Genomic DNA, 12,814 nt, shown 5'->3' on the forward strand with positions numbered 1-12,814 from the left:
GTCGCCACGGCCTTCAAGGTCACGCCGGCGCAGGCCACCAGGGCCTCGAGCAGCATGTCGCCGGAGCAAAGCTCGAGCCCGGAGCCGCCGGTCGCCGGGTGCAGGCCGGCGACCGCAAGGGCCCTGCCCGTCTCCACCTTGCATGCGATCGACTGATCGTCGATCGAGCCTTTCGCCTTAAGGGTGATCAGCGCCTGCGAAGCGTCGTCGCGATAGGTCTGCTTCAGCGGCGCCTGCATGGCCTTCAGGTCGGTGGCATCCATATCGTTCCTCATCTGTGCATGGCCAGCCAAGGATGCGGCTTGCAACAGATATAAGTGCCGATTGTCGGCCGGAATCAAGGCGTCATCCCTGCCCCAACGCAAGCTCGGGACTGGCTTAGCTCCAAGCCGGGTTTCGCCCGTATAGGTTGGGCCAAGGCCTGCCCGGCTGGACCTCTTCTGTTATGCCTCGCGGCATTGTGCCGCTTCCCGCAATCCTGGTCGCACTCCTATGGCCGATGTCGCCATTCTCGAAACTCGCGAAAGGGTTCTCGCCGGTATCCTGCTGACCGGCGCGGCCTATTTGCTGTTTTCGACGCAGGACGCCTCGATCAAGCTGCTGGTCGGCGGGATGACTGTGTGGCAGATCATGTTCTTCCGCAGCATTACCATTCTCGGCGCCTGCGCCGCGATCGGCGGCCGGCAGATCTTTGCCGACACGGTGCGCTCGCCGATCGTACGGCCCATGCTGCTGCGCAGCGCCTTCACGCTCGCCGCCTGGCTCTGCTACTACAACGCCGCCCGCAGCCTGCAGCTGGCGGAACTGACCACCGTCTACTACGCGGCCCCGATCATCGTCACCGTGCTTTCCGTGTTCCTGCTTGGCGAAAAAGTGCCTGTTTTGCGCTGGCTGGCGGTGCTGGTTGGTTTTGCCGGTGTCTTCGTCGCCTGCGATCCCACTCATCTCGGCCTGTCCGTGCCGGTGCTCCTGGTGCTGGCGGCCGCTCTTTTGTGGGCCATCGCCATCGTGCTGCTGCGCAAGACGGCGCTCAGGGAACGCTCGATGATCCAGCTCGTCCTCAACAACTTCTATTTCCTGGTGTTCTCGGCCGTGCCCGCGCTGCTCTGGTGGCATATGCCGGGCTGGCCTCAGTTGCTTCTGCTTGCCAGCGTCGGCGCGCTCGGTGGCCTGGCGCAATATCTTCTGTTCGAAGGCATGAAGCGCACGCCGGCCTCGATCCTGGCGCCGCTTGAGTACAGTTCGCTTTTGTGGGCATTCGCGCTCGGCTACGCGATCTGGGGCGACGTGCCACGACGGGAAGTTTTCCTGGGCGCCGCCCTCATTATCGGCGCAGGGCTGCTGATCGTCGGCGGCGAACATTTTCGAAAGCGGTCATGAGGCGCATTATTACTGACACTACGATGTCAGGACGCAGCAGCGTAGGCTGGCGCCATGACTGACGTGACAGCCACAACCGATACGACCGCCGAGCGCACGCTGGGGATTATCCTCGTGTCGTGCTCCGCCGCAGTCTTCGCCCTGACCGGCGTGCTGACCAAATCCATCCATGCCGACCCGCTGACCATCATCTGCTGGCGCGGCTTTGTCGGTTCGATCCTGATCTCGTTCTATGTCCTGTGGCGCCGCCGCCGCTCCGGTGGGCGCGAAAGCCTGCGGCTCGGCTGGCGCGGCTGGCTGCTGGCGGTGGAGGGGGCGCTGGCCAGCATCGCCTTCATCTCGGCGTTCAAGTTCACCTTCGTCGCCAATGTCGCGGTCATCTATGCCACGGCGCCTTTCGTGACGGCGCTTCTGGCCTGGATCCTGACACGAGAGCCCTTCCGCATGCAGACCATGGTCGCGGCCGCGGTGTCGCTGTGCGGCGTGGCGATCATGGTCTGGTCCGGTTTCGGCACCGGTCATCTCTTCGGCGACGGATTGGCGCTGCTGATGACCATCGGCAGCGGCCTCTATATGATCATGGTGCGGGCTTTTCGCGACACGCCCGTGGTTTGGGCCGGCGCGGTCTCGGCCTTCCTGCTGTTCCTGCTCGGCTGGTTCGTCACCGATCCGCTCGCGGTTTCATCGAGGGATGCCGTTCTGCTCGTCACCTTCGGCGCGTCCTTCGCCCTGTCGTCCATTCTGTGGACGGAAGGCGCACGCCTCATCCCGGCCGCCGAATCCGGACTGCTCGGCTCGGCCGAAGTGCCGTTCGCGATCCTGTTTGCCTTCCTGTTCCTGGGTGAGATCGCACCGGAAGCGAGCATGATAGGCGGCGCGATCGTGCTCTGCGCGGTGTTCGCGCATGCCGGCCGGGACTGGATGCTCGCCCGCTCCCAACGCACGGCTTCAAATATTTCTTAAAAAAGTGACACAGTCACGGAACCATCATCGGATTGAGACATTATTGGTGCGACGGGCCACCCCCCAAGTCCCCCCAAACCCCAGGCCCGTCCTACTCCCAAGCCGACCGCAAGGTCGGCTTTTTCTTTGCGGTTGCGGAGGCGGCCGGTCCAGGGCCGGTCCAATCACGCAAGCGCCCCAGACAGGGCCAGGTTGCCGCCGAGCAATGCTGCCAGATCCCGCGCCGGTGCGTCGGCTCCCGGCCGCAACCGAATCGCGAATTCCGCCACCGGAACGGGCGGCAAGCCGAGCTCGCGCGGCGCCTCGACAATGCCGGAATGGGCAAAGCGCGGCGTTCGCAGCGTCAGCGCAACGCCGGCATTCACCGCCGTGCGCAGACCGGCCAGGCTGGCGCTGCCGGCGGCTATTCGATAGCGACGGCCCGCCGCATCGAGCGTAGCAAGTGCCGCCGCGCGAAAACCGCAATAGGGATCGAGCAGCGCCAACGGCAGTTCTTCCTGCCGCGAGGCCAGCCCCTTCTGAGACCAGAGCCATACCATCGGCTCGCGCAACACGGCGACTTCGTCCGGCGCCGCGGTCTGGCGCATGATGATCGCCAGGTCGAGGCCGCCGCCCTGCAGCGCCTGCGCCAGCTCGGCGGAGCGGCCGACCCGCAGTTCGATCCTGACACGCGGATGGCTGGTGGCGAAGGCGCGCAGCAAGTCCGGAAGGCCGCTGTCGGCGAAATCCTGTGTCGTACCGATGGCGACATGTCCGGCGGCCCGCGCGCCCTTCAGCGCCAGCCATGCCTCGCGGTGGACGGCGAGAATACGCCTGGCATGACCGACGAGGTCCTCGCCGGCCGGCGTCAGGCCGCGCCCCCTGCCCTGCGGCGCCAGCAGCGGCTCGCCGACAATCTCCTCCAACCGCTGCATCTGGGTGGTCACGGCCGAAGGCGAACGACCGACGCTTGAAGCCGCTTGCGCCAGCGAACCGCTATCGACGAAAGCGAGGAAAGTTCTGAGCAGATCCGGATCGAGCGTATCCATAATTCGATCTTATCGAATCGTTATTTGAAAACAATTCGATTTTTTTGACCAATAGATGATGACATGATCTCTCCAACGGCGATCAAGCGCCGCCAAAACCAAGGAGACGAAAAATGCCCATCATCAACATCAGCGTCACCGGCAAGCCTGACGCCGCCTTGTCCGCCCGCATTGCCAGGGAGGTGACCGAGATCACCGCGACGCAGTTGCGCAAGGACCCGACGATCACGGCCATAGCCATATCCTATATCGACCCGCAGCACTGGTTCGCCGGCGGCAAGTCGCTGGCCGAGCATGGCACCAACACATTCTGGCTGGATATCAAGGTGGTCGACGGCACCAACACCAAGCTGGAGCTGGAGGCTTACCTCAAGGCGATCTTCGAGGCCCTCGGCAGGCTGCTGGGCGGTGTGCATGAGGAAAGCTATGCCTTCGTGCATGAAGTGCCGGCAGCGGCCTATGGCTATGGCGGCAAGACGCAGGAGTTCCGCTTCATTAGCGGGCGCTTGAAGGCAGCATGACGCCCCCTTCGCGCATTGACCTTGCTCCCACATCGTCTAGGTTCTGGCCGAAGTGGCCGCAAAGAGCCGCTACGATAATATCGTTGGGAGAGATGCGGCATGGTCCTGACACTGGCGCTGCTTGCGGGTCTCGTTGTGGCCTGGCTGCTCATCGGGGCGGTGGAAAAATTCCGCCTCGGCCTGCGTTTCACCCAGGCGCTCCTCTACGTGCCCTTCAAGCTCGCCTACCGGATCAACGACAACCGCATCAGGATCGCGCGCAAGGCGCCGGCCCCGGTGATCTACGTCATCTCGCATCAGTCCCGCTTCGAGCCGGCGCTGATGCTTTCGCTGCTGCCTGACGACACGCTGCACATACTCGACGAGGTCTCGGCGCGGTCGCCCTGGCTGGAACCCTGGCGCGAACTTGGCCGCACCATCGCCTTCAACGCCGAACATGTCTTCGTCAGCCGCCGGCTGGTGCGCGTGCTGAAGGGCAAGGGGCGGCTTGCCGTCTATATGCCGGACGCCGTCGAGCCCGACATCAAGGCGTTTCGCCTGTTTCGCGCCGTCACCCGCATCGCCATGCAGGCAGACGCGCGCATCGTGCCGATCTTCGTCGCCGGGGCGCGCGGCTTGCCCGTATCCTTGACACCGGCCGACAAGGCGCCGAGGCGCTGGTTTCCGCAACTATCGATCAGCGCGCTCGAGCCGATGACGATCGCGGAACTGGTGGCGCGCAACCCGGACCAGGCCTCCAACACCAATGCGCTGTTCGACCGCGTCGCCGAGGCCAGGCTTTTCGGCACCAATCTCGACCGCGGCCTGTTCCTGGCTATGCGCGATGCCGCCAATCGCGTCGGCGCCTCGCATCCCATCGTCGAGGACGTCATCTCGGGCGCGCTGAGCTACCGCAAGATGTTTATCGGCGCCCGTGTGCTGGGCCGGCGCTTCGAGACGGTCACGGCCCCGGGCGAAGCGGTGGGCGTGATGCTGCCCAATGCCAATGGCGTCGTTCTGTCCCTCGTCGGGCTGCTGTCGGCAGGGCGTGTGGCGGCGATGATCAACTATACCGCCGGCCCGGCGAGCGTGACGGCGGCGGTGCGCACGGCGGTGATCCGCACCGTCATCTCTTCGCGGGCCTTCGTCGAGAAGGCCGACCTTGCCGACATCGTTTCGGCCGTCGAAAAGGGCGGCGCAAGGCTGCTGTGGCTGGAAGACCTGCGGGAAAGCGTAACCACGCTGGACAAGCTCGCCGCCGCCTTACTGTGGCGCCTGCCCCTGCAACGGCAGGACGCGGCCAAGCCCGGGGTTATCCTGTTCACCTCGGGTTCGGAGGGCACGCCGAAGGCGGTGGTCCTGTCGCAAAAGAACCTGCTTGCCAATGCCATGCAGGCGGAGGCGCGCATCACCATCTCGCCGGCCGACATCCTGCTCAACGTGCTGCCGGTATTTCATTCCTTCGGCCTGACGGGCGGCACCATCCTGCCCCTGGTCACCGGCGTAAAACTCTTCCTCTATCCCTCGCCGCTCCACTACAAGATCATCCCCGAGATCGCGCGCAAGGTGAAGCCGACCATCATGTTCGGCACCGACACCTTCCTCGCCAACTACGCGCGTACCGCCAAGGACGGCGACTTCTCCAGCCTGCGCTTCGTCGTGGCCGGCGCCGAGGCGGTGAAGCCGGAGACGCGCCGCGTCTATCGCGAACGCTTCCAGGCCGAGATCGTCGAAGGCTTCGGGCTGACCGAGGCCGCCCCGGTGGTTGCCGTCAACACCGCCATCCATGGCCGTGATGGCACAGTCGGGCGGCTTTTGCCGGCGATGCGCATGAAGCTGGAACCGGTCGAAGGCATAGCGGACGCCGGGCAATTGTGGCTCGACGGACCCAACCTGATGATGGGCTACATGACCGCGGACCGGCCCGGTGAGCTGCAGCCGCTGACCGGCTGGCACGATACGGGCGACATCGTCGCGGTCGACCGGGAAGGCTTCATCACCATTCGCGGCCGCGCCAAGCGCTTCGCCAAGATCGCCGGCGAGATGGTGTCGCTGGGCGCGGTCGAGATGCTGGTGCAGTCGCTGTGGCCGGAGAAGCGCCACGCGGCCGTTGCAGTGCCGGACAAGAGGCGCGGCGAGCGCATCGTGCTGGTGACGACCGCCGACGACGCCAATCCCGAAGAGCTGCGCCAGTTCGGCAAGAAGGCCGGCGCCGCCGAGCTGATGGTGCCGAACGACATCGTCAAGGTGGAGGAAATCCCCGTGCTCGGGTCGGGCAAGACCGACTATATCTCGACGAGAAAGCTGGCGATCGACAGGCTGGGATTGGGCGTGGCGGCCTGATCCGCGCCACCACGCAAGGCAGCGACAACCCTACCCGATATCCGAAGGCGGCACCTTCTCGCCTTCCAGCTTGGCGCGCTTGGAATAGGCGCGCACGGAAAACGGCAGGAAAATCAGATAACCCGCGACCGACGCCGTCAGCGTGTACCAGGGATAGGTCATCAGCAGGAGGACATAGAGCACGACGGCCAGGATTACAGGCAGTACCTTGTCGCCGGGAATCTTGACGCTCTTGCCGGAATAGACCGGCAAGCGGCTGACCAGTAGGAAGGCGACCAGTATGGTGAAGCCGGTGGCGACGAAGGCGGCCGGACGGCTGGGCTCCAGTCCAAGCCGCAGGAAAAACAGATAGAGCGGCAGCATGACCAGCACGGCGCCCGCCGGCGCCGGCACACCGACGAAATACTCCGATTGCCAAAGCGGACGTTCGGCCTTCTCGTCGTCGAGCACGTTGAAACGGGCGAGCCGCAGCCCGCAGGCAATGGCGAAGAGGAGTGCGGCGATCCAGCCCGGCGAACCGGCGCGGTCGAGCAGGAAGGCATAGAGCACCAGCGCGGGCGCCACGCCGAAGTTGACGATGTCGGCCAGCGAATCCATCTGCGCGCCGAACTTGGACGTCGCCTTCAGCATCCGCGCCAGTCGCCCGTCTATGCCGTCCAGGAAGGCGGCGAGCAGCACCATGACGACAGCGGTCTCAAAGCGGTTCTCGAAGGCGAAGCGGATGCCGGACAGCCCGGCGCAGATGGCAAGCACGGTGACGAGGTTGGGCAACACCATGCGCATCGGAATCTCGCGGATGCGCGGACCGCCGCTGGCATGGGCCTCGAATTTCTTGAACGGCGCGCCCACTGCTCAGGAAATCCTGACCAGCGGAGTGCCGGCGATGCCGCCGAATTCGGCCAGCACGGTCTCGCCGCCGACAGCCGTCTGGCCAACGGCGACACGCGGCGTGGCGGTCAAGGGCAGGAAAACGTCGACGCGCGAGCCGAAACGGATCAGGCCGAAACGCTCGCCGGTGCCGATCGAGCCGCCGGCCTCGGCCCAGCAGACGATGCGCCGCGCGACCAGACCGGCGATCTGGACAGCGGCGACCGTACCATTGGGGCTTTCGATGACCAGGCCGTTCCGCTCGTTCTCGGTGCTGGCCTTGTCGAGTTCGGCGTTGAGGAATTTTCCGGGCCGATGCTCGATCCTGGCGATACGGCCGCGCACGGGAGCCCGGTTCACATGGCAGGAAAAGACGTTCATGAAGACAGAGATGCGGGTCATCTCGACATTGCCGAGGCCAAGCTCACGCGGCGGCAGCGCCGGGCCGACGGCCGAGATGATGCCGTCGGCGGGGCTGACCACCAGCCGGTCGTCGACAGGGGTGACGCGCTCCGGGTCACGGAAGAAGTAGATGCACCAGGCCGTCAGGATCAGGCCGATCCAGAACAGGATCGAAGAGAAATAGCCAAGGAAGAGCGTCGCCGCGCCAAAGGCGGCAATGAAGGGATAGCCTTCACGATGGATCGGTACGAACGCGTTCTTGACCGTGTCGACAAGGCTCATGGGCTGGGGGCGGTCCCTGTTTCAGGTCCGGCCTCAATAGCCGAAAGACCCCCTGCCCGCAACGCGACAATCGGCGGCGCGGATGGACGGACATTGGTCCGCCAACCTTCGAGCAGCCGCACGCTCCGCATTTCGTGAAGCCGGGACCGGCTTGCGTGCCAGTCTCATTGCCGTCAGAATTTCCGGCGGGTGGGAGAAAATTCCATGAAAAGCTGGCGATCCCGTATCGGCGTTGTCGCGTTGGTGTCGGCCACCATGCCTGCCTTGTGCGGCCATGCGCTGGCGCAGAACAAACCATCCTTCGATTGCGGCAAGGCCACCAGTGCCGCCGAAAAGGCCATCTGCGCCGATCCGACCCTGGCGCAGGCCGATGCCGACATCGCAGGGAAATACGCCACGGCGCTCAAAATGCTGGACCCGCGCGCCGGCAAGGCTCTGCGCGACGACCAAAGCGATTTCGTCAGCTATCGCGACCAGATCGCCGACTTCAATCAGGACACGCCCAAGGATCAGCAGACAACCGATCTAGGCGAATTCATGCGCGATCGCGCCACCTTCCTGACCGGCATCCGCAAGCCAAAGGACACAGGTTTTGTCGGCACCTGGGCCAGCATCCGCGGCACGGTCGAGATCAAGGTGTCGGGCGCCGGCAAGCTCGACGTCTCGGAGGACGTCGCCAATCCGGTTTCGGGCAGTGGCACATGCGATATCGGCGGCACCGTCAAGGCGGGCAAGCAGTTACGGCTGGTCGATACCGACGACCAGGACAAGCCGACCGGATTTGTCTTTACCTTCCGCCGCGACGGCGATGCACTTGTCGTCGAGCAGAGCGGCGCCGGCAAGGACGACAGTTCGGAGCCGCCATCCTGCGGCGCCAACGGCCATGCCGATGGAACGTTCTTTCCGAGCCAAAAACCTTAGGCCACTGTCGGCGAACCGCGTCATCGTCCGTCCTTGGTGAGAACGCCTCGCAGCCGCGGAGGCTGTCGATGCTCAAACGGAGGCTCCCGATCATGCAGACATCACCTGATCTTGTCATGGAAGGCCTCGCCTTCGGAGAATCGCCGCGCTGGCATGACGGACGCCTCTGGCTCTGCAACTGGGGCACAGGGGAGATTGTAGCCGTGACCGGCGACGGCAACAGCGAGATCATGCTCACCGTGCCGGCTATCCTTCCCTATTCCATCGATTGGCTGCCTGACGGGAGGCTGCTCGTCATATGCGGCCGCGAAGGCTTGTTGCTGCGGCGGGAAGCCGACGGAAAGCTCGTTACCCACGCCGATTTGCGCGAACTGTCGAAAAGCCCGTGGAACGAGATCGTCGTCGACGGGCGCGGCAACATCTATGTCAATGGCGGCGGTCCGGCGCCGGCTCCCGGCCAGCATTTCGGTCCGGGAACCATCGTGCTGATCACCCCGGATGGCGCGGTCCGGCAAGTGGCCGAGAACATCGCCTTCGCCAACGGCATGGCGATCACCCCGGACAACAAGACACTGATTGTTGCCGAATCCCATGCCAACCGCCTGACCGCCTTCGACATCGCCGCTGACGGCACCTTGTCGAACCGCCGCGTCTGGGCGGAACTCGATGGATATCCCGACGGCATCTGCCTCGATGCCGAAGGAGCGGCCTGGTACGCGGACGTACCCAAAAAGCATTGCGTACGGGTACGCGAAGGCGGTGAGGTGCTGCGGACCGTTACCGTCGATCGCGGCTGCTTTGCCTGCATGCTGGGCGGCGCCGACAAGCAAACACTGTTCATCACCGCCGCCGAATGGCGTGGTTTCGAGCATATGGTCAGCGATATCAGGACCGGCCAGGTGCTCGGCATTGCAGCCCCCGCACCTCGCGTCGGCTGGCCCGGCTAGAGGCTTGGAACCCGCTGATAGTTGGCGATGTCGGCCCGTACGCCGAGACGAGCGATCGTCTCCTTCGGATCGAAGGCCACGCGTTCATGCGCGGCCTTGACGATGGGCACCACATTGTCGACGGCGGCCTGGCTTTCCCATTCGACGATGGTGACGAAATTGAACTCGCCCGGGCCTGAGAACTGTTCGAGCAGGAAATCCTGCACGAAGCCCTCCTGAAGCCGCAGCAGCTCATGCGTCATCTTCACCTTGGCGAGGATTTCCTCGCGAGCGCTGGCGGGCACGACGAATTTGTCGACCCTGAACACGCTGCCGCCATTAACGTTCTGATTCGTAAAGCTCATATCCATTGGTACCCGTCCTCGACAAGGCTGTTTCCGGCTCTCGATCGACGGTCTACAATCTCAACTTAAGTTGAGGTCAAGGGATTTCTTTGAGCTACGATACCTCCGACGTGCGCCTGCGCACCACGACACCCAGTTCGTCGCTTTCGCGGGCGATGCGCAGACGCTCCTCGGCCTCGGTCGCCTCGCGCTGCCGGTCCCACATCGAAGCGTAGAGGCCGTGTTTGCGCATCAGGTCGACATGCGTGCCGCGCTCGGCGATCTGGCCGTCCTTGAGCACGATGATCTCGTCAGCCGAAATCACCGTCGACAGCCGGTGGGCGATGACGATGGTGGTGCGGCCCTTGCTGACCAGGTCGAGCGCCGCCTGGATTTCCTGCTCGGTGTGGCTGTCCAGCGCCGAGGTCGCCTCGTCGAGCATCAGGATCGGCGGCGCCTTCAGGATGGTACGGGCGATCGCCACGCGCTGCTTCTCGCCGCCGGAAAGCTTCAGGCCGCGCTCGCCGACCATGGACTTGTAACCCTCGGGCAGCTTTTCGATGAATGGTCCGATCTGGGCGAGTTCGGCGGCCTTGCGCACCTCCTCCTCGCTGGCGCCGACACGGCCATAGCGGATGTTGTAGGCGATGGTGTCGTTGAAGAGCACGGTGTCCTGCGGCACCATGCCGAGCACCGCGCGCAGGCTCTCCTGTGTGACATCCTTGATGTCCTGCCCGTCGATCAGCACCTGGCCACCCTGCACATCGTAGAAGCGGAACAGAAGCCGCGAGATGGTCGACTTGCCGGCGCCCGACGGCCCCACGATCGCCACCGTCTTGCCGGCCGGCACCTCGAAGGAGATGCCCTTCAGGATCTTGCGATTGGGATCGTAGGAGAAATGCACGTCGCGGAACTCGACCTTGCCCGCGCTTACCGCCAGGGGTTTCGCGTCGGGCTTGTCGACGATCTCCTGAGGCACGTCGAGCAGGTCGAACATGTGCTCGATGTCGGTCAACCCCTGCCGGATTTCACGATAGATGAAGCCGATGAAGTTGAGCGGCACGGAGAGCTGCACCAGCATGGCATTGATGAAGACGAAATCGCCGACCGTCTGCGTATGGGCCTGCACCTCCAGCGCCGACATGCACATGACCACCACGGTACCCAGGCCAAAGATCACGCCCTGGCCGAAGTTGAGCCAGCCGAGCGAGGTCCAGGTCTTGGTTGCGGCGATCTCATAGCGCGCCATCGAGCGGTCGAAGCGATCGGCCTCCATGCGCTCGTTGGTGAAATACTTGACCGTTTCGAAATTGAGCAGCGAGTCGATCGCCTTGGTGTTGGCGTCGGTGTCGCTGTCATTCATGTCGCGGCGGATGGAGATGCGCCAGTCGCTGGCCTTGACCGTGAACCAGACATAGAGCCAGACGGTGACCGCGACCACGGCCACGTATTTCCAGCCATAGGTGAAGCCGAATATGCCTGCTGTCAGCGCGAATTCGAGGATGGTCGGCGCCGTGTTCAGCATGATGAAGCGCACGATGGTCTCGATGCCCTTGGTGCCGCGCTCGATGATGCGCGACAGGCCGCCGGTGCGGCGCTCCAGGTGAAAGCGGAGCGACAGCTGGTGCATGTGGACGAAGGTGCGGAAGGCAAGCTGGCGCACCGCATGCTGGCCGACGCGGGCAAACAGCGCGTCGCGCAACTGGTTGAAGCCAAGCTGAACGAGCCTCAGCACATTGTAGGCAATGACCAGCATGACGGGAGCAAGCAGGAAGGACGGCAGCGGCGGCGGCGTCTTTGAACCGCCGGCCAGCGCGTCGGTCGCCCATTTGAAGAAATACGGACCGGCGACCAGCGTCACCTTGGCGACGACCAGAAGCAGCGTCGCCCAGGTCACCCTTGCCCTGAGATCGGCACGATCGGCCGGCCACATATAGGGCCACAGATTGCGCAAGGTCGTGAGGGTGGAGGTATCGGCGGAGACGGTTTTTTCGACCACTTTTCTTGCCTTTTGGGTGAGAGGGGTCAGCGGCCTGGGCAGCAGGAAGTGACGAGCGCGTTGAGCGACGCCGAAGTTTCGGCGAGTGCCTCGCGGTCGACCGCGTAGCGCGAACGCTGGCGATCGGGCTCGAAGCGGACCAGGCCCGCCTCGACCAGGATCTTCAAATGCTGGGACACGGTCGACTGGGCCAGGTCGAGCCGGTCGACGACCTCACGACAGCAGCAGGAATCGCTGGCCGAGAGATGTTTTATGATTTCGATCCGAGCCGGGTGCGAAAGTGCCGCCAGCCGGGTGGCAACGGCGCGGCTGTCGGCTGCGGCAGCCTGCGGCGAACGGCATGGATCGCCGGAGTCTTGAAGGGATTCGGTCATCGTCCATCGCCGATAAACGATGACCCGGCCGGCGGCAAGCTACCCTTATGGGCAGAGCTTTACTTAAGCACGCACAGCCAAGGCTCCCCTCAGGACGGACCGAGGGGAGCCCGGCGTTGCATCAGTTGGTCTTGGTCGGCGCCGTCGTTGCCTGCTCGCCCATTGCCTTCAGATCGGCGGCTTCGCCTTCCTTCGACTTTTCCGGGACCTTGAACACCTGCCCCGGCCAGATGCGGTCGGGATCACGGATCTGGTCCTGGTTGGCGAGATAGATGGTCGAGTAGCGTACGCCATGACCGTAAACCCGCCGCGAAATGCGCCACAGCGTATCATGACGACGGATGATCACGGCTCCGTCGGCATGTTCGAGCTTGGGCGATACGACCTCCGGCACGTCGCTTGGCGGCGTGGCGGCCGCGACAACGGCCGGGGCCTCAGTGGCTGGCGCGGCCGGTTTCGTGTCGGCCGGCGCAGCAGCAACGGCC

At 64.3% G+C, this 12,814-nt stretch carries 13 protein-coding genes and 1 pseudogene; 6 read left to right on the forward strand and 8 right to left on the reverse strand.

Going from position 1 to position 12,814, the window contains the following annotated elements; translation table 11 throughout:
- Positions 1 to 263, reverse strand: a pseudogene (locus tag J0I79_RS32760) (OsmC family peroxiredoxin); the annotation flags it as partial.
- Between the two features lie 229 nt (positions 264 to 492).
- Between J0I79_RS32760 and J0I79_RS32765 the strand changes: the two are divergent.
- The gene (locus J0I79_RS32765) at positions 493 to 1,380 is read left to right on the forward strand and encodes a DMT family transporter (RefSeq protein WP_292869598.1); all 888 of its coding nucleotides are present in this window, start codon (positions 493 to 495) and stop codon (positions 1,378 to 1,380) included.
- Between the two features lie 54 nt (positions 1,381 to 1,434).
- Positions 1,435 to 2,343 carry a DMT family transporter gene (locus J0I79_RS32770; protein ID WP_292869600.1) on the forward strand — a complete coding sequence of 303 codons (909 nt, stop codon included), beginning with the start codon at positions 1,435 to 1,437 and terminating at the stop codon, positions 2,341 to 2,343.
- 164 nt (positions 2,344 to 2,507) lie between these two features.
- Here J0I79_RS32770 and J0I79_RS32775 read toward each other — a convergent pair whose 3' ends face one another.
- Positions 2,508 to 3,371 carry a LysR substrate-binding domain-containing protein gene (locus J0I79_RS32775; protein ID WP_292869602.1) on the reverse strand — a complete coding sequence of 288 codons (864 nt, stop codon included), beginning with the start codon at positions 3,369 to 3,371 and terminating at the stop codon, positions 2,508 to 2,510.
- A gap of 113 nt (positions 3,372 to 3,484) precedes the next feature.
- Between J0I79_RS32775 and J0I79_RS32780 the strand changes: the two genes are divergently transcribed.
- The gene (locus J0I79_RS32780) at positions 3,485 to 3,892 is read left to right on the forward strand and encodes a 4-oxalocrotonate tautomerase family protein (protein ID WP_292869604.1); all 408 of its coding nucleotides are present in this window, start codon (positions 3,485 to 3,487) and stop codon (positions 3,890 to 3,892) included.
- 99 nt (positions 3,893 to 3,991) lie between these two features.
- Complete coding sequence (locus tag J0I79_RS32785; RefSeq protein ID WP_292869606.1) at positions 3,992 to 6,214, forward strand: AMP-binding protein; 2,223 nt, start codon at positions 3,992 to 3,994, stop codon at positions 6,212 to 6,214.
- A gap of 30 nt (positions 6,215 to 6,244) precedes the next feature.
- Here J0I79_RS32785 and J0I79_RS32790 read toward each other — a convergent pair whose 3' ends face one another.
- Both J0I79_RS32790 and J0I79_RS32795 read right to left on the reverse strand, forming a co-directional pair.
- A complete protein-coding gene (locus J0I79_RS32790) occupies positions 6,245 to 6,991 on the reverse strand; it encodes a phosphatidylcholine/phosphatidylserine synthase (protein WP_232375702.1) in 747 nt (248 codons plus the stop codon).
- 75 nt (positions 6,992 to 7,066) lie between these two features.
- On the reverse strand, positions 7,067 to 7,765 hold the full coding sequence (locus J0I79_RS32795) for a phosphatidylserine decarboxylase (RefSeq protein ID WP_292869608.1): 699 nt from the start codon (positions 7,763 to 7,765) through the stop codon (positions 7,067 to 7,069).
- 204 nt (positions 7,766 to 7,969) lie between these two features.
- On the opposite strand from J0I79_RS32795, the gene J0I79_RS32800 reads away from it, so the two are divergent.
- A complete protein-coding gene (locus J0I79_RS32800; RefSeq protein ID WP_292869610.1) occupies positions 7,970 to 8,686 on the forward strand; it encodes a lysozyme inhibitor LprI family protein in 717 nt (238 codons plus the stop codon).
- Positions 8,687 to 8,778: 92 nt separating this feature from the next.
- Positions 8,779 to 9,633: an SMP-30/gluconolactonase/LRE family protein gene (locus J0I79_RS32805; protein ID WP_292869612.1), complete on the forward strand. Its 855-nt coding sequence runs from the start codon at positions 8,779 to 8,781 to the stop codon at positions 9,631 to 9,633.
- On the opposite strand, the gene J0I79_RS32810 is transcribed toward J0I79_RS32805, so the two are convergent.
- From J0I79_RS32810 to J0I79_RS32825, 4 genes are all read right to left on the reverse strand, one after another.
- Complete coding sequence (locus tag J0I79_RS32810) at positions 9,630 to 9,977, reverse strand: antibiotic biosynthesis monooxygenase (protein ID WP_292869614.1); 348 nt, start codon at positions 9,975 to 9,977, stop codon at positions 9,630 to 9,632. The genes J0I79_RS32805 and J0I79_RS32810 overlap by 4 nt on opposite strands.
- A 94-nt stretch (positions 9,978 to 10,071) precedes the next feature.
- Positions 10,072 to 11,955, reverse strand: a complete 1,884-nt coding sequence (locus J0I79_RS32815) for an ABC transporter ATP-binding protein/permease (RefSeq protein ID WP_292869616.1) — start codon at positions 11,953 to 11,955, stop codon at positions 10,072 to 10,074.
- Positions 11,956 to 11,981: 26 nt separating this feature from the next.
- The gene (locus J0I79_RS32820; RefSeq protein ID WP_292869618.1) at positions 11,982 to 12,329 is read right to left on the reverse strand and encodes a metalloregulator ArsR/SmtB family transcription factor; all 348 of its coding nucleotides are present in this window, start codon (positions 12,327 to 12,329) and stop codon (positions 11,982 to 11,984) included.
- 121 nt (positions 12,330 to 12,450) lie between these two features.
- Positions 12,451 to 12,814 (reverse strand): LysM peptidoglycan-binding domain-containing protein (locus J0I79_RS32825; protein ID WP_292869620.1); only part of this gene is annotated, 364 nt, incomplete at its 5' end.

Origin of the sequence: Mesorhizobium sp. (assembly GCF_017306585.1) — a bacterium.
GTDB lineage: Bacteria > Pseudomonadota > Alphaproteobacteria > Rhizobiales > Rhizobiaceae > Mesorhizobium.